The sequence below is a fragment of the Actinacidiphila glaucinigra genome (assembly GCF_035918135.1).
Classification (GTDB): domain Bacteria; phylum Actinomycetota; class Actinomycetes; order Streptomycetales; family Streptomycetaceae; genus Actinacidiphila; species Actinacidiphila glaucinigra.
In genome coordinates, this window is the sequence record NZ_CP109144.1 from 7,652,056 (window position 1) to 7,671,789 (window position 19,734).

Here is a 19,734-nt window from a genome sequence, read left to right on the forward strand (position 1 = left end):
TGACGACTCGAAAGGAGTCGAACACCAGGGACGGAGCGTCAGATTCCGGATGTGTGCGGCCATATCGCGCAACTCGGGGCCACTCGGCCGTCCACGACAGATACAACGATCGGGCGAGTCCATTCGGTTCGAGTTCGTGCCGCCCGAACGGACCAGTGTGTCGTGACGCTCCGTCAGCGAGGCCTTGACGGCGGCAAGGCGACCTGCCCCGCGCGCCGTTCGCCGTCGAGCACCCGCAGCGCCCGTTCCATCGTCGCCGTGTGCACCTCGTTCTCCCCGCGCGTGTGCATCAGCGTCAGCGCGTCACGCAGCTCCGCGGCCCGTCCCACCAGGGCCTGCGCGGCGCGCAGCGCCCCGTAGGTGTCCCTGGAACGGGACGGGTTGATCCGGCCCAGCAGGTCCACGACCCCCAGATAGGCGTCGACGAGCTCGCCCTCGGCCCGGGTCAGGGCCGGGAGCGGGGGCAGTTCGGGCACCACCGCCGGTCACCGCAGGGCGCGCGGTGCGCGGCCTGCGCCGTCCTTGCGGCTCATCGTCAGCCGGTCCACCAGGCCGTAGGCGAGCGCCGACGGGGCGTCAAAAATGGTGTCCCGTTCGATGTCGGCCCGGATCCGCTCCGGGTCCTGCCCGGTGTGCCTGACCAGCAGCTCCTCCAACTGGTCGCGCCGGCGGAGCAGTTCCCTGGCCTGGATCTCCAGGTCGGCCGTGGTGCCCTGGATCACCTCGGCGAACGAGGGCTGGTGGATCAGCACCCGCGAGCCGGGGGTCGCCAGCCGCTTGCCGGGCGTTCCGGCGGCGAGCAGGACGGCCGCCGCCGAGGCCGCCTGGCCGACGCACACCGTCGACACGTCGCAGCTGACGAACTGCATGGTGTCGTAGATCGCGGTCATCGCGGTGAAGGACCCGCCGGGGGAGTTGATGTAGAGCGAGATGTCCTGCTCCGGGGCGGCGGCCTCCAGGTGGATCAGCTGCGCCATCACGTCGTTGGCCGAGGTGTCGTCGATGGGTGTCCCGAGCAGGACGATCCGCTCCTGGAGGAGCTTGGAGTACGGGTCCATGGAACGCACGCCCTCGCTGGTGCGCTCGGTGAACTCGGGCAGGACGTAGCGGGCGGTCGGTCGAAGCATCACTGCACCTCCGTGGGCACCCTGGGCAGGGGTGTCCGTCGCTGTGCAAAATGTACAGGACGTACATCTCGTTATGATGGGGAGCATGGCCCACGAAGTCCCGGTGACACAAGCGCGTGCGGAGCTGGCGGAGCTGATCAACCGCGTCGTCTACGGCGGTGAGCGGGTGGTCGTGACGCGTCACGGCAAGCCGCTGGTCGCTCTGGTCTCCGCCGCTGACCTGCAACGACTCCAAGAACTGGACGCCGCCCCCGAGGAGGCGGTGGTCAGTACGGTCTCCTCGGTGCGCGGGCCGGTGTCCGCCACGGGCGAACGCCGCCGCTTCGGCATCGCCGCGGAGCACCGCGGTACGACGAACGCCCGTCACGACGGGGCCTGAGCGGCACGTCGCGGCGGGCGCGACCCCTGCGCGCGCCGGCGGGCATCGGTGAGCCCCCGGCGCCCGGCACCGGCGCCGCCCTGACGGCCTTCACGACGCGCGGCGGCGCCCGCCGGGCGGGCGACGGCGCGCAGGTGCTCGGCGCGGTCCCGCGCGGATCCACCGGGGCGCCGGCGCCACGTCCTCGACCACGTGGCGTCCGGCGGCCGAGGCAGGGGCGCGCCCAGGTGGCCGCAGCGCCCGTGTCGTGCGCCAAGGAGCGCAAACGCCGTGGCATGCTGCCGGAGGTCGCCCGCACCCTGATCGGCGCCGGCCAGGGGCCGGCGCTGCGACACCCGCCGTTCCCGGGGGCGCCGGCCTGCGCGCGCTCGCCTGCTTCACCCCGGAGGGCGGGAGTTAACGCGGACGAAACGCCGCCGAACTAGCCTGCGGCTTCCGGACAACGGCAGAGCGGATCCGCAGGCCGGGGACGCCCCGCGGACCCGTTCACCCGGGACGACTGCGAGGTGTGGCCATGCAATTGACCCCCCACGAGCAGGAACGCCTGCTCGTCCACGTCGCCGCAGACGTGGCGGAGAAGCGGCGGGCCAGGGGCCTGCGGCTGAACCACCCGGAGGCCGTCGCCCTGATCAGCTCGCACCTCCTGGAGGGCGCCCGGGACGGCCGTACCGTCGCCGAGCTCATGGCCTCCGGCCGCAAGGTGCTCACCCGCGACGACGTCATGGAGGGCGTGCCGGAGATGATCCGCGACGTCCAGGTCGAGGCCACCTTCCCGGACGGTACCAAGCTCGTCACCGTCCACGAGCCGATCGTCTAGGGGCCGCCGCGTGATCCCCGGGGAGATCCTTTACGCCGCCGAACCCGTCGTGCTCAACGCGGGCAGACCGGTCACCCGCCTGACCGTGCTGAACTCCGCAGACCGGCCGGTCCAGGTCGGTTCCCACTACCACTTCGCCGAGGCCAACCCCGGCCTCGTCTTCGACCGCGCCGCGGCCCGCGGCAAGCGCCTGGCCGTCGCCGCCGGCACCGCCGTGCGCTTCGAGCCCGGCATCCCCGTCGAGGTCGATCTCGTGCCGCTCGGCGGCGCGCGGATCGTGGTCGGACTGCGCGGTGAGACCGGAGGTGCCCTCGATGGCTGAGCTCTCGCGTGCCGTCTACGCCGACCTGTTCGGGCCGACGACCGGGGACCGTCTGCGGCTCGCCGACACCGACCTGCTGATCGAGGTCGAGCGGGACCTGTCGGGCGGCGCCGACGGCTCGGGCGACGAGGTCGTCTTCGGCGGCGGCAAGGTGATCCGCGAGTCCATGGGACAGGCCCGCGCCACCCGGGCCGAGGGCACGCCCGACACGGTGATCACCGGAGCCGTCGTCCTGGACCACTGGGGCGTGGTCAAGGCGGACATCGGCATCCGCGACGGGCGGATCGCGGCGCTCGGCAAGGCCGGCAACCCCGACACCATGGACGGCGTCCACCCGGACCTCGTCATCGGGCCCGAGACGGAGGTCATCGCCGGCAACGGCAGGATCGTCACCGCCGGGGCCGTCGACGCGCACGTCCACTTCATCTCCCCGACGATCGTGGACGAGGCCATGGCCTCCGGCATCACCACGCTCGTCGGCGGCGGTACCGGCCCCGCCGAGGGCACCAAGGCCACCACCATCACGCCGGGGTCCTGGCACCTGGCCCGGATGTTCGCCGCGCTGGAGCACTACCCGGTCAACATCGGCCTGCTCGGGAAGGGCAACACCGTCTCCCACGAGGCGATGCTCTCCCAGTTGCGCGGCGGGGCCGTGGGCTTCAAGATCCACGAGGACTGGGGCGCCACCCCGGCCGCGATCGACGCCTGCCTGACGGTCTGCGAGGCGACCGGCGCCCAGCTCGCCGTCCATACCGACACCCTCAACGAGGCCGGCTTCGTCGAGGACACCCTCGCCGCCATCGCCGGGCGGGGCATCCACGCGTACCACACCGAGGGCGCGGGCGGCGGGCACGCGCCGGACATCATGACCGTCGTCGCCCACCCCAACGTCCTGCCGTCCTCGACCAACCCGACCCGGCCGCACACCGTCAACACCGTCGAGGAGCACCTCGACATGCTGATGGTCTGCCACCACCTCAACCCCTCCGTGCCCGAGGACCTCGCCTTCGCCGAGTCGCGGATCAGGCCCAGCACCATCGCGGCCGAGGACGTCCTGCACGACCTGGGGGCGATCTCGATCATCTCCTCGGACTCCCAGGCCATGGGCCGGGTCGGCGAGGTCGTACTGCGCACCTGGCAGACCGCGCATGTCATGAAGCGGCGGCGCGGCGCCCTGCCCGGCGACGGGCGGGCCGACAACCTGCGCGCACGTCGATATGTCGCCAAGTACACCATCAACCCCGCCGTCGCCCAGGGCCTCGACGGGGAGATCGGCTCGGTCGAGAGCGGCAAGCTCGCCGACCTGGTGCTGTGGGACCCGGCGTTCTTCGGCGTCAAACCGCAACTGGTCCTCAAGGGCGGCCAGATCGCCTACGCGCAGATGGGCGACGCCAACGCCTCCATCCCGACCCCCCAGCCGGTCCTGCCGCGCCCGATGTTCGGAGCGATCGGCGGTGCTCCCGCCGCCAACTCCTTCACCTTCGTGACGCACACCGCCCTGGAGGACGGCCTCGCCGAACGCCTCGCCCTCGGGAAGCGGTTCCTCCCGATCCGCGACACACGGCGCGTCACCAAGGCGGACATGCGCGAGAACGACGCCATGCCGCGCGTCGAGGTGGACCCCGACACCTTCACCGTCCGCATCGACGGAGACGTCGTCGAACCCGCCCCGGCCGTGGAACTCCCCATGGCCCAGCGGTACTTCCTGTTCTGAGCGGAGCAGGAGGACGATGAACCGCGCCGCGCTGCTGCTGCTCGCCGACGGCCGTTTCCCCGCCGGGGGCCACGCCCACTCCGGAGGGGCCGAGGCCGCCGTCACGGCGGGCCGGATCACCGGCCCCGGCACGCTCGAGGACTTCTGCCGGGGCAGACTCCACACCGCGGGCCTGGTGGCCGCGGCGCTCGCCGCCGCGGCCACGGCGGGCGCCGACCCGCTCGCCCTGGACGAGGCCGCAGACGCCCGCACCCCCTCGCCCGCACTGCGGCAGACCGCCCGGCGCCTCGGCCGCCAGATGATGCGCGCCGCGCGCGCCGCCTGGCCGTCACCCGGCCTCGACGCGCTCGCCACCGCGCGGCCGCGGGGCGCCCACCAGCCCGTCGTGCTCGGCGTCACGGCCCGGGCCGCCGGGCTCACCCCGCTGGACGCCGCCCACGCGGCGGCGTACGAGGCCGTGACCGGCCCGGCCACCGCGGCCGTACGCCTGCTGAGCCTCGACCCGTTCGCGGTGACGGCCGTCCTCGCCCGGCTCGCCCCGGACCTGGACGAGGTCGCCGCCCGGGCCGCCGACGCCGCCCACCGCTGCCTCACCGAGGGCACCGGCGCCCTGCCGGCCGCCTCCGCGCCCCTGCTCGACGTGTACGCCGAGGCCCACGCCGGGTGGCCCGTCCGCCTCTTCGCCTCCTAGGGGGAACCCTCATGCACCTCGACCACGAGCACACCGTCTTCCCGCAGCGGCACACCTGGGCCGGCCCCACCGCCCGCCCCGACGGCAGCCGCCGCGCCCTGCGCATCGGCCTCGGCGGCCCGGTCGGCTCGGGCAAGACCGCCACCGTCGCCGCGCTGTGCCGCGCGCTGCGCGACGAGTTGTCCATCGCCGTCGTCACCAACGACATCTACACGCGCGAGGACGCCGACTTCCTCCTGCGCAACGCCGTCCTGCCGCCCGAGCGCATCGCCGCGGTGGAGACGGGCGCGTGCCCGCACACCGCGATCCGCGACGACATCTCGGCCAACCTCGAGGCCGTCGAGGAGTTGGAGGACGCCGTCGGGCCGCTCGACCTCGTGCTGGTGGAGTCCGGCGGCGACAACCTCACCGCCACCTTCTCCAAGGGCCTGGCCGACGCCCAGGTGTTCGTCATCGACGTGGCCGGCGGCGACGACATCCCGCGCAAGGGCGGTCCCGGCGTCACCACCGCCGACCTGCTGGTCGTCAACAAGACCGACCTCGCTCCCTACGTCGGCTCCGACCTCGGCCGCATGGCGCGCGACGCGAAGCAGCAGCGCGGCGAACTGCCCGTGGTCTTCACCTCCCTCGTGGCCGAGAACGGCGTCGCCCCCGTCGCCGAGTGGGTCCGGGCGCGGCTCGCGGCCTGGGCGGCGGTTCCCGCGTGAGCGGCGTCCACGCCACCGCGCGGATCACCGCCGTCCCGGACGGCCGCGGCGGCACCGCGCTGCCCGAACTCGCCGGTGAGGGGCCGTTCGCGCTGCGCCGCACCAGGTCCGCGGACGAACGGGCGGCCCGCGTGACGGTCGTGGGCGCCATGACGGCCCCCCTCGGCGGCGACCGGCTGGCCGTGCACGTCACCGCCGCGCCGGGCGCCGTGCTGCACGTGGACGCGGCGGCGGCCACTGTGGCGCTGCCCGGCCGCGGTGGCGAGCGGGCGCGGTACGACGTACGGCTCACCGTCGGCGAGGACGCCGAACTGCACTGGCTGCCGGAGCCGCTGATCGCCGCGGAGGGCAGCGACCTCCTCATGACCACCACGGCCGAACTCGCCCCGGGCGCCCGCCTCGTGCTGCGCGAGGAGCAGATCCTCGGCCGGGCGGGGGAGCGGCCCGGCCGGCTCACCACCCGCCTCACGGTACGGATCGGCGGCCGTCCGCTGCTGGACCAGGAGCTCTCCTTCGGGCCGGGCGCGGCGGGCTGGGCGGGCCCCGCCGTCCTGCACACGTACCGTGCCGCGGGCCAACTGCTTTTCGTCGACCCGGCGTTCGAGGAGAAGCCGGTGGAGGCGCGGGTGCCGGTACGGGAAGCGGAACAGGGCGAGTCCGTCCTGACGCCGCTGGCCGGTCCCGCCGCGCTGCTGACCGCCGTCGCCCCGGACGGGCTGTGCCTGCGCCGGTTGCTGTCGGCTAGCGTGGCCCCGTGACGTCCATAGACACCGAGAACCCCGGCCGCTACGGCCCCAGCGCGACCACCGAGGCACAGCCGGAGCAGGTCGGGCCCGTCCGCACCGAGTACGCACCGGCCCACGACGGCGACCCCGACCCGGGCGAGATCGTCTGGACCTGGGTGCCCTACGAGGAGAACGACGGCCGCGGCAAGGACCGACCGGTCCTCGTCGTCGCACGCGAGCGGGGCGACACCCTGCTCGCGGTGCAGCTCTCCAGCAAGGAGCACAACGACGACCGGGAGTGGGTCGCCATCGGCTCCGGCCCGTGGGACAAGTCCGGCCGCGCCTCCTGGGTGAACGTCGACCGGGTGCTGCGCGTCCACGCCGACGGCATGCGCCGCGAGGCCTGCGCGCTCGACCGGGGCCGCTTCAACATCGTCGTGAACCGGCTCAAGGAGCTGTACCGCTGGCGCTGACGCGCACGCGGACCGGCCCCCGGGGCGGGCACCGCCCCGGGGGCCGCGGCCGGCACCGCGTCAGGGCTTCACGCGATCACCGCGTCACGTCGGCGACGACCGCGTACTGCGTCGACTCGTGCTCCAGGATGCACTCGCGCAGCCCGACCCGCCGCGCCTTGAAGTCCTCGCTCGCCAGGTACGCGAGGTACTGGTCGAGCGACCGCCACTCGCTGGTGACGATCCAGCTGTCCGGATCCGCGAGGGAGCGGCACAGCTGCGAACTGATGAAGCCGTCCGCCTTGACGATGCCGCGGTGCACGAGGTCGTATGCCTGCGCATACTGATCCCCCTTGCCCTGGTGAAGCCGAATGCGCAGAACGACGCGTGTCTTCGGGGTGCTGTCCATGGGACCTCGATCCTTTGGGGGCGCGAGGGCCGTGCGCACGCCGCAGCCGCGCTGAGGACGGTGGCGTGGGGCCCGGGAGGGCCGCTCGCTCGCACGGGGCGGTGCGGGATCGCGTGGCAGGGCCCGTCGAGCGCGGGTCCCGGGACGGTCGCCCGGGGGATCGCGTCGTCCATCCCGGGGGGATGGCGCCCAGTCACCGCCGTCACTCGACTGTGCGGCCCTCACCAGGGCGGGGCAAAAGGCGCTGGGCCGAACGGGTGAGGCCCGGTCGGCCGCTACGGGACGGAGGCACCCGTCAGCGGGCCGATCAGCACCGCCGCCGGACCGCCCGCACCGCCGCGGTGCAGCACCTCCGTACGGTGGACCGGCCGCGGCGCGGTGAGCGGCACCGCGGCGACGCGGGCCGTCCCCTCGGCCGCGGAACGCGGCAGCAGCGCCAGGCCGAGCGCGGACCGGACGAGTTCCAGCACCTCCCGGACCTCGGGACCCTCGTGCCGCAGCCCCCGCCGGCTCGGCGCGGCGGACCGGTCTCCGGCAGCCGCAGCGGATCGCTGGGCGCCGCCGCCCCGTCGACCGGCCCGACGTCGAGCTCCGCCGCGGCCACCCCGGCGACGACCGCAGCGCGGTCCAGCACCCGCAGCGTCACCCGGGTGCGTGGTCGCCGCTCCCGCAGCCGCGCCAGGGCCGCGGCCGGCCGGCCGGGCGCCGGCGGCCGGCGGCGAGGCCCCGGCCGCGATCCGCGAGGACGGGGAGCCGGCCGCGCGCACGACCTCACCGCGCACGGCCTCCGGTTCACCGGCCACGACCCCGACGGCGAACCGCGGGTCGCCGACCCCCCCCGGCCACCCCTTCTGCCTGGCGACCCTCTTCCAGCCGGAGCCGGCCGGCGACGGTTCCGTGCCGCACCCCTTCGTCCGCGGCCTCGCCGAGGCGGCGGTGGAGTACGCCGCCAACCGCGGGTCCCGGCCTATGGGTTGGTAAAGAAACGCTCATAGGATCTTCTCTCGGAGGCCTTCGAGGCGAAAGGATCCCCCTGCAGTTGTGATCGGGCCGCCACGAGCGGCATCACCAGCAGGGGGAGTTCATGGTGAGACGCACGGCCGTGCTCGGGCTGACCGCAGCCCTGATAGCCGGCACCGTCGCCACGGCGGCACCGCAGACCGCGGTCGCCCGCAGCGCGCCGACGGCCCACGGACACAGCGGCGCCGCCGAGGCCCAAGGCGTACGGATCGCCGCCGCGCACGCGGCCGCGAAGGGCATCGACTGGGCCGCCTGCCCGGCGGACTGGGGCATCGCGAGCCCCGTCCAGTGCGGCTGGGTGACCGTACCCGTGGACTACGCCAAGCCCCACGGCAAGACGATCAAGATCGCGGTGGACCGCATCGGCAACACCGGCACCGCCGCCGAGCGCCAGGGCGCCCTGATCTACAACCCGGGCGGGCCCGGTGGCTCCGGCATGCGCTTCCCGCTCCGCGTGACGACCAAGAACCCGATCTGGGCGGCGACCGCCAAGGCCTACGACTTCGTCGGCTTCGACCCGCGCGGCGTCGGCCATTCGGCGCCCATCTCCTGCGCCGACCCGCAGGAGTTCGTGAAGGCCCCCAAGGCCGACCCGGTGCCGGACAGCGAGGCCGACAAGCGGGCGCAGCGCAAGCTGGCCGCCGAGTACGCGGAAGGCTGCAAGGAGCGCACCGGCGCCGCGATGCTGTCGCAGATGACGACGGCCAACACCGCGCGCGACCTCGACGTCGTCCGCGCCGCCCTCGGCGAGCGGAAGCTCAACTACCTCGGCGTCTCCTACGGCACCTACCTCGGCGCCGTCTACGCCACGCTCTTCCCGTCGCACGTGCGGCGCATGGTCGTCGACAGCGTCGTGAACCCGTCCCGCGACCAGATCTGGTACCGGAACAACCTCGACCAGGACGTCGCCTTCGAGGGCCGCTGGAACGACTGGAAGGCCTGGGTCGCCACGTACGACTCCGTCTACCACATCGGCAACACCCCGGCGAAGGTCCAGGCGCAGTGGGAGAAGCTGCGGGCCACCGCCAAGGCGCACCCCATCGGCGGGGTCGTGGGCCCGGCCGAACTGCTCGGCCTCTTCCAGAGCGCCCCGTACTACGACTCCTCGTGGGCGGCCGTGGCCGGGATCTGGAGCGCCTACCTCGGGGGCGACACCCAGGCACTGGTCGACGCCGCGGCCCCCGACCTGTCGGACACCGCGGGCAACATCTCCTCGGAGAACGGCAACGCGGTCTACACGGCGGTGGAGTGCACCGACGCCAAGTGGCCGCGCGACTGGCACACCTGGGACCGCGACAACACCCGGCTGCACGCCAAGTACCCGTTCCTGACCTGGTCCAACGCGTGGATGAACCTGCCGTGCGCCACGTGGGGCGTCCCGCAGCAGAACCCCGTGGAGGTGCGGACCGGCCACGGCCTGCCGCGCGTCATGATCGTCCAGAGCACCCGTGACGCGGCGACCCCGTACACCGGCGCCGTGGAGCTGCACAAGCGGCTCAAGGGCTCGCTCATGATCACCGAGAAGGGCGCCGGCTCGCACGGTGTCACCGGCCTGGTCAACCCCTGCATCAACGACCGCGTCACCGGCTACTTCGTGACGGGCAGGCTCGACCGGTCCGACGTGACGTGCGCCCCGCACGCCGCGCCGGTACCGCCCACGAGCTGACCCACCGCGGTACCAGGACGGACGGCCCCGCCGCGCCCACCGGGGCGCGGCGGGGCCGTCCGGCGTTCCGGGCCCGGGAGGCTAACCGAGCCGCACCCCGGTGGTGCCCGAGCCCTCGTTGCCGTCGCCGGTGTTGACCGTGCCACGCGGCTCGAACATCAGGATGCGGGTGCCCTCCTCGGCGCGCGGCCGGTGCGGGACGCCGCGGGGGACGGTGAACACCTCGTGCGGGCCGAGGGTCACCGTGCGGTCCGGCAGTTCCAGGTGCAGCCGGCCGGCGAGGACGAGGAAGAACTCGTCGGTGTCCGCGTGCGCGTGCTCGGGGAAGTCGCCCTCCACGTCGGCGACCTTGACGTCGTAGTCGTTGACCTCGGCGAGGACGTGCGGCATCCACTTCTGGTCCACGGCGTCCATCACGGTGTCGATGTTGCGCTTGTCGCTCATGGGACTCCTCTACCCGGGGAAGGCGGCGGCGAAGGCGGCCCGGGTGGGCGAGTCCGGGCGCCGGTCGAGTACGGCGAAGACGACGCGGCCGAAGCGGTCCGCGAACCGGCCGCCCGGGCCGAGGTGCTCGCGGAAGGCGGCGGCGACGGCCGCCGGGTCGTTGCGGAACACCCCGCAACCCCAGGCGCCCAGCACCAGGGAGGGGTAGCCGTGCGCCGCGGCGACCTCGAGCACCCTGCCCGCCCGGGCCGACAGCGCCGCGGGCACGCGGCCCGCGGCGTCCGGCTCCTGACGGACGATCACCCCCGCGTTGGGGGCGGCGGAGGTGAGGAAGCCGGCCTCGAACGGCTCGTCCAGCAGGACGCCGCGCTCGTCGCGGAAGACCGGGACGCGGGGGGAGTGGATCACCCGGTCGCTGTAGAAGGGGCTGCGGTCCGCCCGGTGCCACTCGTAGAACTCCCGCACCGTGAGCAGCGTCGTGTAGAGCGCCGACGCGCGGCACAGCGCCTCCTCCTGGGCCTGGGCACCGTTGACGTAGCCGCCACCGGGGTTGCGCGCCGAGGCGAAGTTCAGCACGGCGACCGGGACCCCCGGGGCCTGCCTCACCAGGCGGCGCGCCGCCTGCAGGCTGTCCTCGCCGGTCACCTCGAAGGCCGTGGGCCCGATGCGCTCCGTGCCGGGGCCGGGGCCGGGGTCGACGGGTCCCGGGCCGTACATCCGCGTCCCCAGCACGGACCGTGCGACGGCCTCCCCGATGGCCACCTCCACGCCGCGTGCCGTCCGGTAGCGGCCGGTCGCGACGAGGCCTTCCGTCTCCTTGGCGAGGGCCCGCAGCCGCGCACTCATGTCCTGTCCCTTCCCACGACTCCGAGGCTAGTTGGCCTCCCCGGGCCCGGCGAGCGGTTTTCCGGCGGCCAGCCAGCGGTCCTCGGCCTCGTAGTCGAACAGGTCGCCGAAACGGTCGTACGTCGACGCCAGGACGGGGAAGGCCTCCCGCCAGTCCCGTCCGCCGAGCCGTTCCACCAGCCAGGCCACGTTCTCCGGCAGCGACTCCGCGTAGCCGGTCACGGCGCGGTAGCCCAGGTCGCGCTCCGCGGCCGACATGTCCAGTACGAAGGGGTGCGCCGTGGTCCACGGGGTGTCGCCGACGTTCTTCGCCGGGGGAGGGCCGGCCACGGCGTACGTCCGCGCCTCGTGGCCGAGCACCGCGGCGATCGCGTCCGCGATCTCCGCCACCGTCGGGGCGTACGGGTCGCCGGCGTTGAGCACCCGGGAGCCCGGGCGGCGGGCGGCCAGGCGCACCAGCTCGGCGAGGTTCGCGGCGTGCACCGGGTGGAAGCGACTCTGCCCGCCGTACGCGAGCACCCGGAACGGCCGCCGGTCCACGGCCCGCTTGACGAAGTACAGCTCCCTCGGCCGCAGGCTGTGCGGGCCGTGGACCGCCCCGGCGCGCAGCAGGGTGACGGGCAACCGCCCCTCCGCCGCCAGCAGGTCGCGCTCCAGCGCCACCTTGCGCGCCGAGTAGCCGCCCTCGCCGGGGGCCAGCACCGGCTGCGTCTCCGCGACGGGCACCGGGAAGACGGGCGCGCCGCCCGGCTCCCCGTCGGTGTCGAGGCTGCGGCCCCGGCCGTCCTCGTAGACGGAGCAGCTGGAGACGACGACCGCGGAGCCGATCCGGTCCGCCAGCTCCGTCAGCTGCCGCGCGTGCTCCGGCCCGTAGGCCACGCAGTCCAGCAGCACGTCGCAGCCCTCGCCGAGCGCCGCCGCCAGCGCGGCGGTGTCCTCGCGGTCCACGGCCACCGGCCGGACCCCGTCGGGCCACTCCACCTCACCGCCGCCCCCGCGGGAGGCGGCCCGCACCTCCCAGCCGTCCTCGGCGAGGGCGCGCACCGCCGCCCGGCCGATCTGTCCCGTCGCCCCGATCACGAACGCAGTTCCCGTCATGACGGCGACGCTAGGCGGCCCGCGGGCGGCGGGACCAGGGTCGTTCGCCCTGCGCGGATCCGCGCAGGGCGCAACGGGTCAGGCGCCGCGGCGCAGCCGGGAGCCGATGCCGGACTGGCCCTGCTGCTCCGCCTTGACCTCGGCGGCGTACCGGTCGACGTACTCCTGGCCGGACAGGGCGAGGATGGCGTACATGATCTCGTCCGTGGCCGAGCGCACCACGTAGCGCTCGTTGTCCATCCCCTCGAAGCGGGAGAACTCCATCGGCTCGCCGAAGCGGATCGTCACCGGCTTGATGCGCGGCAGCCGCCGCCCGGCGGGCTGGATCTCGTACGTGCCGATCATCGCGCACGGGACGACCGGTACCTTGGCGCGGATGGCCATGGCGGCCACGCCGACCTTGCCCTTGTAGAGGCGTCCGTCGTGGGAGCGGGTGCCCTCGGGGTAGATGCCGAGGAGCTCGCCCTTGCCGAGCACCTTCATTCCCTCGCGGATCGCCGACTCGCCCGCCTTGCCGCCGGAGCGGTCGACCGGGATCTGCCCGATGCTGTGGAAGAACGCCGCGGTCAGCCGGCCCTTGAGGCCGGTGCCGGTGAAGTACTCGGCCTTCGCCAGGAAGGTGATCCGGCGCGGCAGGATCGCGGGCATGAGGAAGTGGTCGGAGAACGACAGGTGGTTGCCCGCGACGATCGCCGCGCCCTCCTCCGGGATGTTCTCCATGCCCTCGATCCTCGGGCGGAACAGCACCCGCAGCAACGGGCCGAGGACCACGTACTTGAGCACGTAGTAGAACACGGACTGACTCCCAACTGGCGCCGATCGGCTCCGGGCGGCGTTCTGCCAGGTCACAACGCGGTTCGAGGATCGTCAGTCTAGGCGTGGCGGACCCCGCGCGTCACCGGGCCCGCACGCGTCCGCCAGGTGAATGGCCAGGACATGACCCGCCGTCACGTCCGGGCTCGGGGCCGGGCCCGGACGCGACCTCCACCGCGCTCGTCCCGGCCGCCGCGCCTTTGCGACCGGCTCCCCGCACACCGCCCGGTGCCATGGCTCCCTTCAGTGGCCCGCCGTGCCCTCCCGCGCGTGGCGGGGCAGCAGGAAGGCGGCCGCCAGCGCCGCGACGAAGGCGGCCGCGGCCATGAGCGCCGTCCACTGGGTCGCGGGCACCGTGCCCCCGTCGGCGGCGTACGAGAAGAACGCCGTGCCGAGCACCGCGACGCCGACCGAACCGCCGAGCTGCTGCACGGCGTTGAGGACACCGGAGGCCGAGCCGGTCTCGCGCTCCTCGACGTCGGCGAGGGCGATGTCGAAGAAGGGCGCCATGACCAGGCCCATCGCGAAGCCGTTCAGCAGGAGGGCGGGCAGCAGCTGCCAGGTGGTGGCCCCGTGGCCCGCCAGGTGCACGGTGAGCGCCAGCGCGGCGACCGCGACCGCCGACAGCGCGAAGCCGGCCTGGATGGTGCGCCGGCCGTACCTGGGGCCGAGGACGGCACCGGAGAGGACCGCGCCCACGACCGTGCCGGCGGACCAGGGGATCATCGACGCCCCGGCGTGCAGGGCGCTGTAGCCGAGCCCCACCTGCAGGTGCAGGGTGAGCACCAGCATCAGCCCGCTGACCGCGGCGAAGAAGGCGACGCCCACCACGAGCGCGGCGGAGAAGCCGCGGTGGCGGAAGAGCCCGGGTTCGACGAGCGGGGAACCGCCCCGCGCCACCAGCCGCCGCTGGTACCAGGCGAAGAGACCGAGGACCGGGACCGCGCCCGCCATCGACAGGTGTGTCCACAACGGCCAGCCCAGGTCGCGGCCCTGGACCAGCGGGTAGACGAGCATGAGCACGCCGAGGCTGACCAGTGCCGATCCCGGCAGGTCCAGCCGCGGCGCGTGCGGCGAGCGGCCCTCGGGCAGGATGCGCAGCGCGACGGCGAAGGCGAGGACGCCGATCGGGACGTTGATGAGGAACACCGAGCGCCAGCCGGAGCCGAAGAGGTCCGCGTCGGTGAGGAAACCGCCGAGGACCGGCCCGGCGACCGCGGCGAGACCCATGACCGGCCCGAACGCGCCGAAGGCCGCCCCCTGCTCCTTCGGCGGGAACATCTGCCGCAGGATGCCGAGGCCCTGCGGCACCATCATCGCGGCGAACAGCCCCTGCGCGGCCCGCCCAGCGATCAGCATCCCGGCGGAGCCCGCGGCCGCGCACAGCGCGGAGCACACCGTGAACCCGGCGAGCCCGACGAGGAACATCCTGCGGCGGCCGACGATGTCGCCGAGCCGCGCCCCGGTGATCATCAGTACGGAGAAGGCCAGCGTGTAGGCGGCGGTGATCCACTGGATCTGTGTGGAGCTGCCGCCGAAGTCCGCGCGGATCGAGGGCGAGGCGACGCCGACGATCGTGGCGTCGAGCAGGTCCATGATCTCGACGGCGAGGATCACGGCCAGCCCGAGCTTGCGCAGGGGATGGCCGGTGGCCGGGGGAGCGGGCGGGGAGAGCGCCTGGGTGCTCATGGGTCCTCCATCGGGGCGGGTGGCGTCCTGTCGGACGAACGGCGTTCGTGTTGAACGAACAGTGTTCTAGACAACGAACGGCGTTCGTGTCAAGTACGCTGTCCGTGTTCCGCTCCCGGAGGTACGCAGCACGTGACATCGGTCCCCGTCCCGCCCTGGCGCGCCGAGCGCAAGAAGGCCCCCCGTCGCAGCCTCAGCCGCGAGGCGATCGTCACAGCGGCCCTCCACGTCGTCGACGCCGAGGGCCTGGACGCGCTGAGCATGCGCCGGGTCGCCCAGGAACTGGACACCGGCGCCGCCTCGCTCTACGCGCACGTCGCCAACAAGGAGGAGCTGTTGGAGCTGCTCCTCGACCGCATCCAGGCCGACGTGACCCGTCCCGAGCCCGACCCCGAGCGGTGGCAGGAGCAGATCAAGGAGCTGGCCCGGCAGGGCCGCAGCGTCCTCGTCGCCCATCGCGACCTGGCGCGCGCCGCCATCGGCCAGGGCATCCCCTTCGGCCCCAACGCCCTCCTCAACGCCGAGGCGATGCTCGCGATCCTCAAGGCCGGCGGCCTCTCCGACCAGGTCTGCGCCTACGGCGTGGACGCCCTCGCGCTCTTCGTCACGGCCACCGCGGTCGAGGAGAGCCTGCGCAGCCAGGGGTTCGGCGAGAGCGGAGTCACCCTCGACGAGCAGATCGTGCGCATCCGCGAGTACTTCGGCTCCCTGCCACCCGAGGGCTTCCCCCACATCACGGGTATGGTCGACGCCCTCATGCGCGACGAGGGCGACGAGCGCTTCGAGTTCGGCCTCGACCTCCTCGTCTCCGGCCTCGCCCGCCACGCTCCCGCCTGACACCGGGGACTCCGTCTGCTCCGTCGCGTGTTCGGCGCTTTGGTCCGGCCGGTGTCATGTACGCGGTGGGGGCTGAGTACGTGCGCTCCGGTCGGCGAAGCGGCGAGAGGGGACGCTCGGGCCAGGCCTCAAGAATCGGCGAATCCCCTGTCCCGGCTGTTGCCGGTCCTCCTGCAGGCCGTCGTCGCGTCGGCCGCCTGGCTGGGCGGGGACCGGCAACGTGATGTGCAACCCGACGGCACGGAGACCGGCCCCTACGAAGCGTGGCAGGTCGTGGGGCTGGGGCTCACCTTGCTGCCGCCCGTGTGCTGGGCCGCGTCCCGGGGCCTCGTCCGGGCCGCCGTGCTCGGCACCACGGCCGACCTGACCGCCGCCGCCTTCTATGACTGGTCGGACGACTCGAGCGGCCTCTTCCTGGTCGGCGTGGGGATGGTCACGACCGGGAGCCTCGTGGTGACCGCCGCCGTGGCCGCGGTGACCGCCTCCGCCGCACGACGCGGGTGACGGACCGGAGCCTGACGTCCGGGCCCCGGCGCCCGTGCCCGTGACCCGGCGCCCGTGCCCGTGCCCGTGCACCAGAATTCACCGGAACAGCCTTGTAGGGAAAGTGGCGCCGTTCTACTCTCCTGCCAAGGCAGCCACGGGGAGGGCGACATGGGGACGGGTTCCGCGCCGGCGGACACACGGATGATGGGGATCGTGCACGGCGCGCTGCGCCGCGACCTGGAGCGCACGCGGACGGTGCTGACCTCCGAGCCGCTTCCGCAGCCGCGACAGGGGAGCGCGGTCGGCCGCCACGTCGTGTGGCTGATGGAGTTCCTCCACACGCACCACACCGGCGAGGACGAGGGCCTGTGGCCGCAGGTGCGCGAGCGCGACCCAGCCACGGGGCCGCTGCTGGACTCCCTGGACACCGACCACCGCAGGATCACCCCGGCGGCCGTGACCGTGACGGACGCCGCCCGGCGGTACGCGGAGACGGCCTCCGACGAGGCGCGCATCAGGCTCCTCGCGGCGCTCGACTCGCTGACGGCCGTTCTCGTGCCGCACCTGGAGCGCGAGGTCGCGGAGGCCATGCCCGTGGTGTCGGCGACCCTCACCCAGGCCGAATGGCACGCCTGGGACCAGGAGTACAACGTCAGGTCCAAGTCGTTGACGCAGCTCGGCATGGAGGGGCACTGGCTGCTCGACGGCATCGACCCGGCGGGCCACCGGATCGTGGTGCGACTGGTGCCCCCGGTCCCGCGCTTCGTCCTGCTGTACGGCTTCGCCCGCGCCTACCGGCGCCGCCGCGCGGAATGGTGGCCCGCGCAGGACCGCGCGCGGAACGGAACGGCGCGCTGATGGCGACGGAGGAAGCGCCCCGGGCACGGCGCCCGTACCGCTCACCGCGACGCGAGCAACAGGCCGGGGAGACACGGGCCGTGGTGCTGGCCGCGGCCGTCCGGCTGTTCGGCGAGCACGGCTGGGCGGCGACCGGGATGCGGGACGTCGCCCGCGAGGCCGGGGTGTCGGTCGAGACGGTGTACGCGGGTTTCCGGTCCAAGGGCGAACTGCTGATGGCCGCGCTCGACGTAGCGGTGGTCGGCGACGCGCGGCCCGAAACGCTCGCCGAACGCCCGGAGTTCGCCGGGCTCGGGTCCGGCACCCGGCAGCAGCGGATCGCCGCCGCCGCACGGCTGGTCACCGTGATCCACCGGCGCACCGCCGGTGTGCACCTCGCGCTGCGCGAGGCGGCCGCCTCCAACGCGGACCTCGCGGAGAGGCTCCGGGACAACCAGCGGCGCCGCCGCATCAGCGTCGGGCAGGGCATGACACGCGTCACGGGGCGTGCGGTGACCCAGGAGGAGCTGGACGGGGTGTGGGCCGTCCTCGGCGTCGAGGTCTACCACCTGCTGACCGGGCTCTCCGGCTGGACGCCGCAGCAGTACGAGCACTGGGTGGCCGGTGTCGTCGACCGGCTGCTCGACACGTGACACCGGAGCACAGGGGATCGAGGGGGAGGAAGCGATGAGGGACAACGGCGAAAGCAAGGGGAACGGCGACGGGACGGAGCGGGGCGTCGCCCGCGCGTGCCGCACCGAGGTGGTCGTCGACGCGCCGGCCGAGGCCGTGTGGCGCGTCGTCGCGGACGTGACCCGGACCAGCGAGTGGAGCCACGAGTGCCACCGGGTCGGATGGCTGCGCGGGGCGACGTCGGCGGCGCCGGGCGCCCGCTTCCGCGGGTACAACCGATCGGGCCGGCTGCGCTGGAGCCGGGTCTGCGAGATCGTGGAGTTCGAGCCGCCGCACCGGATCACCTGGCGCACCGTCGCCACCCCGCTGTTCCCCGACAGCACCGACTGGACCATCGCACTGGAGCGGTCCGGTACGGGGACCCGGGTGGTGCAGACCTACCGGATGCGGAACACGCCCCGCTGGTTCCGGTGGCTCGTGGGCAGGCTGGTCCCGGCCCACCTCGACCGCAGCGGTGACCTCACCGACGACCTGCGCCGCCTCGGGGCGATCGCCGCCCGGGACGCGCACGCCGCCCCGACGAGGCCCTGACGGCGGGACGCCGGTCGCCGGGGCCCACTCCGGCTACCCGCCCGATGCGCGGCGGGGCCGGCCCCGCCGCCCTGTCGCCTCGCCCGACCGCCGGGTCACGGTACGGGGCCTTACGCGGAACCCTCAGCGCGGGGTGCGGATCGCGAACACCCCGATCGTGGCCAGCATGAGGACGACCCAGGCGAACCACACCCAGCCGTTGGGGCCGAGCGCGACCGTGTACGCGGTCACGGCGACCAGACACGCCACCGTGCACGTGATCATCGCCTTCGCAGGTGTGTGCATTCCTGGCCTCCTCCCCGGGGGCCGCGGGGAGGCGGCCCGGACTCCATGGTCCCGCCGCCGCCCGCCGTGCGCTACCAGTCGCCGTCGGTGACCTGGTTCCCGTCCCCCAGTTGCGTCACCTGACCCGGGTGCGGTGCCACCCACGGCGACTCGTCCTCGCCGAGCCAGTCGCCGACCGGCTTCACGCGGCCGAGCGTGCCGGGGGCCGCCAGGTCCTCCGCGTCGGCGTCGTAGTAGTCGAACCAGGGCAGTCCGGCGGCGGTGTACGCCGCGCGGTTCACCGGGGAGGGAGGAGCCGGCTCGCCGGTGATGCGGCGCCATTCCGGCACCGTCGTGAGGTGGACGAAGACCCGGCCCGAGGGCCTGTCGCGCCAGTCGGACGGCTTGCGGTCGTCGCGGTAGACCTCCTGCCGCATCCGGCCGCCCGCGCCCAGGCCCATGGAGACCGGGGACCGTGTCGCACCCCCCGCCGGGCGCGGTGCGCCCCCCGGGGCCGGCGGCGGTGCGGCCGCCGGGGCGGCCATCGGCATCGCCCCCGGAGCGCCGCCGTAGCCGCCGAAGGCCGCGCGACGGGTGCTCTCCCGGCGCCGCTGCTCGGCCCGCCACGCGGCCAGTTGCTCCTCGCCGAGTTCGGACACCTGCAACTGCACCCCGCCCCAGACCTCCTCGCCGGTGACCTGGCCCTCGACGGTCGCGCCCAGGCCCAGCGGCACGGCCACGAACTGCCGGATCGTCCCGGAGCCGGAGTTGATGCCGTCCAGCCACGGCTGACGCGGCAGCACCACGTAGTTCTGCGGGTCCTGCGACAGCCGGTCGCTCCACGGCCGTCCCGACACCGCGCACACCTTGCCGACGCCCACCTGGAGCGCGGCCGGCGCGGAGGCCGAGAAGCTGAGCCACATGGCCTCGCGCTGGTAGACGGGCAGCATGACCCCGCCCCGCGCGAGCCACTCCTGGGGCGCGGTGTCGGGATGGTCCGAGACCCGGCGCAGCGGGAAGGTCCCGATCCCGGGTGGGAGCGGATGCGTCCCCGTCTCCGGCAGCCGCAGGGTGCGCATGAAGCGCACCGTCACGCCGCCCGGCAACTGCAGCGCGTCGCCCGATATCCGTACCTGGTCGCCCATCGCGGGCCTCCCTTCGCGGCGG

25 protein-coding genes are annotated in these 19,734 nt (G+C 74.0%); 14 read left to right on the top strand and 11 right to left on the bottom strand.

Annotated features, from left to right (window positions below):
• Positions 1-173: 173 nt before the first annotated feature.
• Both OIE69_RS34480 and OIE69_RS34485 read right to left on the bottom strand, forming a co-directional pair.
• Complete coding sequence (locus tag OIE69_RS34480; RefSeq protein WP_326578498.1) at positions 174-479, bottom strand: hypothetical protein; 306 nt, start codon at positions 477-479, stop codon at positions 174-176.
• Between the two features lie 6 nt (positions 480-485).
• Positions 486-1,127, bottom strand: a complete 642-nt coding sequence (locus OIE69_RS34485) for an ATP-dependent Clp protease proteolytic subunit (protein ID WP_326578500.1) — start codon at positions 1,125-1,127, stop codon at positions 486-488.
• An 85-nt stretch (positions 1,128-1,212) separates the two neighbouring features.
• Here OIE69_RS34485 and OIE69_RS34490 point away from each other — a divergent pair, with 85 nt between their 5' ends.
• The 8 genes from OIE69_RS34490 to OIE69_RS34525 all read left to right on the top strand — a co-directional run bounded on the left by OIE69_RS34490 (position 1,213) and on the right by OIE69_RS34525 (position 6,955).
• Positions 1,213-1,506 carry a type II toxin-antitoxin system Phd/YefM family antitoxin gene (locus tag OIE69_RS34490; RefSeq protein WP_326578502.1) on the top strand — a complete coding sequence of 98 codons (294 nt, stop codon included), beginning with the start codon at positions 1,213-1,215 and terminating at the stop codon, positions 1,504-1,506.
• 514 nt (positions 1,507-2,020) lie between these two features.
• Positions 2,021-2,323 carry an urease subunit gamma gene (locus OIE69_RS34495; RefSeq protein ID WP_326578504.1) on the top strand — a complete coding sequence of 101 codons (303 nt, stop codon included), beginning with the start codon at positions 2,021-2,023 and terminating at the stop codon, positions 2,321-2,323.
• Between the two features lie 10 nt (positions 2,324-2,333).
• On the top strand, positions 2,334-2,645 hold the full coding sequence (locus tag OIE69_RS34500; protein ID WP_326578505.1) for an urease subunit beta: 312 nt from the start codon (positions 2,334-2,336) through the stop codon (positions 2,643-2,645).
• Complete coding sequence (locus OIE69_RS34505) at positions 2,638-4,359, top strand: urease subunit alpha (RefSeq protein ID WP_326578507.1); 1,722 nt, start codon at positions 2,638-2,640, stop codon at positions 4,357-4,359. The genes OIE69_RS34500 and OIE69_RS34505 overlap by 8 nt, the downstream gene beginning before the upstream one ends.
• 16 nt (positions 4,360-4,375) lie before the next feature.
• The gene (locus OIE69_RS34510) at positions 4,376-5,050 is read left to right on the top strand and encodes an urease accessory protein UreF (protein ID WP_326578509.1); all 675 of its coding nucleotides are present in this window, start codon (positions 4,376-4,378) and stop codon (positions 5,048-5,050) included.
• 11 nt (positions 5,051-5,061) lie between these two features.
• A complete protein-coding gene (gene ureG, locus OIE69_RS34515; protein ID WP_326578511.1) occupies positions 5,062-5,757 on the top strand; it encodes an urease accessory protein UreG in 696 nt (231 codons plus the stop codon).
• Complete coding sequence (locus OIE69_RS34520; RefSeq protein WP_392567603.1) at positions 5,712-6,515, top strand: urease accessory protein UreD; 804 nt, start codon at positions 5,712-5,714, stop codon at positions 6,513-6,515. Before ureG ends, OIE69_RS34520 begins: the two co-directional genes overlap by 46 nt.
• Positions 6,512-6,955: a type II toxin-antitoxin system PemK/MazF family toxin gene (locus OIE69_RS34525; RefSeq protein WP_326578514.1), complete on the top strand. Its 444-nt coding sequence runs from the start codon at positions 6,512-6,514 to the stop codon at positions 6,953-6,955. The genes OIE69_RS34520 and OIE69_RS34525 overlap by 4 nt, the downstream gene beginning before the upstream one ends.
• 76 nt (positions 6,956-7,031) lie before the next feature.
• On the opposite strand, the gene OIE69_RS34530 is transcribed toward OIE69_RS34525, so the two are convergent.
• Positions 7,032-7,343, bottom strand: a complete 312-nt coding sequence (locus OIE69_RS34530; RefSeq protein WP_326578516.1) for an antibiotic biosynthesis monooxygenase family protein — start codon at positions 7,341-7,343, stop codon at positions 7,032-7,034.
• A 275-nt stretch (positions 7,344-7,618) separates the two neighbouring features.
• On the bottom strand, positions 7,619-7,813 hold the full coding sequence (locus OIE69_RS34535) for a type 2 periplasmic-binding domain-containing protein (RefSeq protein WP_326578518.1): 195 nt from the start codon (positions 7,811-7,813) through the stop codon (positions 7,619-7,621).
• Between the two features lie 614 nt (positions 7,814-8,427).
• On the opposite strand from OIE69_RS34535, the gene OIE69_RS34540 reads away from it, so the two are divergent.
• On the top strand, positions 8,428-10,029 hold the full coding sequence (locus OIE69_RS34540; RefSeq protein ID WP_326578520.1) for an alpha/beta hydrolase: 1,602 nt from the start codon (positions 8,428-8,430) through the stop codon (positions 10,027-10,029).
• 81 nt (positions 10,030-10,110) lie between these two features.
• Here the strand turns inward: OIE69_RS34540 and OIE69_RS34545 are convergent, their stop codons facing one another.
• The 5 genes from OIE69_RS34545 to OIE69_RS34565 all read right to left on the bottom strand — a co-directional run bounded on the left by OIE69_RS34545 (position 10,111) and on the right by OIE69_RS34565 (position 14,919).
• Positions 10,111-10,473, bottom strand: a complete 363-nt coding sequence (locus OIE69_RS34545; protein WP_326578522.1) for a cupin domain-containing protein — start codon at positions 10,471-10,473, stop codon at positions 10,111-10,113.
• A gap of 9 nt (positions 10,474-10,482) precedes the next feature.
• Positions 10,483-11,319, bottom strand: coding sequence for a TIGR02452 family protein (locus OIE69_RS34550; protein ID WP_326578524.1), 837 nt, complete (start codon positions 11,317-11,319; stop codon positions 10,483-10,485).
• Between the two features lie 27 nt (positions 11,320-11,346).
• Positions 11,347-12,417, bottom strand: a complete 1,071-nt coding sequence (locus OIE69_RS34555; RefSeq protein WP_326578525.1) for an NAD-dependent epimerase/dehydratase family protein — start codon at positions 12,415-12,417, stop codon at positions 11,347-11,349.
• A 78-nt stretch (positions 12,418-12,495) separates the two neighbouring features.
• A complete protein-coding gene (locus tag OIE69_RS34560; protein ID WP_326578526.1) occupies positions 12,496-13,212 on the bottom strand; it encodes a lysophospholipid acyltransferase family protein in 717 nt (238 codons plus the stop codon).
• A 261-nt stretch (positions 13,213-13,473) separates the two neighbouring features.
• A complete protein-coding gene (locus OIE69_RS34565) occupies positions 13,474-14,919 on the bottom strand; it encodes an MFS transporter (protein ID WP_326578528.1) in 1,446 nt (481 codons plus the stop codon).
• A 132-nt stretch (positions 14,920-15,051) separates the two neighbouring features.
• Here OIE69_RS34565 and OIE69_RS34570 point away from each other — a divergent pair, with 132 nt between their 5' ends.
• The 5 genes from OIE69_RS34570 to OIE69_RS34590 all read left to right on the top strand — a co-directional run bounded on the left by OIE69_RS34570 (position 15,052) and on the right by OIE69_RS34590 (position 18,303).
• The gene (locus tag OIE69_RS34570; RefSeq protein WP_326578530.1) at positions 15,052-15,756 is read left to right on the top strand and encodes a TetR/AcrR family transcriptional regulator; all 705 of its coding nucleotides are present in this window, start codon (positions 15,052-15,054) and stop codon (positions 15,754-15,756) included.
• A 159-nt stretch (positions 15,757-15,915) separates the two neighbouring features.
• The gene (locus OIE69_RS34575; RefSeq protein ID WP_392567604.1) at positions 15,916-16,260 is read left to right on the top strand and encodes a hypothetical protein; all 345 of its coding nucleotides are present in this window, start codon (positions 15,916-15,918) and stop codon (positions 16,258-16,260) included.
• 150 nt (positions 16,261-16,410) lie between these two features.
• A complete protein-coding gene (locus OIE69_RS34580) occupies positions 16,411-17,100 on the top strand; it encodes a hemerythrin domain-containing protein (protein WP_326578532.1) in 690 nt (229 codons plus the stop codon).
• A complete protein-coding gene (locus OIE69_RS34585; RefSeq protein WP_326578534.1) occupies positions 17,100-17,732 on the top strand; it encodes a TetR/AcrR family transcriptional regulator in 633 nt (210 codons plus the stop codon). The genes OIE69_RS34580 and OIE69_RS34585 overlap by 1 nt, the downstream gene beginning before the upstream one ends.
• Before the next feature lie 34 nt (positions 17,733-17,766).
• On the top strand, positions 17,767-18,303 hold the full coding sequence (locus tag OIE69_RS34590) for an SRPBCC family protein (protein WP_326578536.1): 537 nt from the start codon (positions 17,767-17,769) through the stop codon (positions 18,301-18,303).
• A 123-nt stretch (positions 18,304-18,426) separates the two neighbouring features.
• On the opposite strand, the gene OIE69_RS34595 is transcribed toward OIE69_RS34590, so the two are convergent.
• Together OIE69_RS34595 and OIE69_RS34600 are read right to left on the bottom strand one after the other, a co-directional pair.
• On the bottom strand, positions 18,427-18,588 hold the full coding sequence (locus tag OIE69_RS34595; RefSeq protein WP_018561609.1) for a hypothetical protein: 162 nt from the start codon (positions 18,586-18,588) through the stop codon (positions 18,427-18,429).
• Positions 18,589-18,659: 71 nt separating this feature from the next.
• Complete coding sequence (locus tag OIE69_RS34600) at positions 18,660-19,712, bottom strand: hypothetical protein (protein WP_326578539.1); 1,053 nt, start codon at positions 19,710-19,712, stop codon at positions 18,660-18,662.
• Positions 19,713-19,734: the final 22 nt, after the last annotated feature.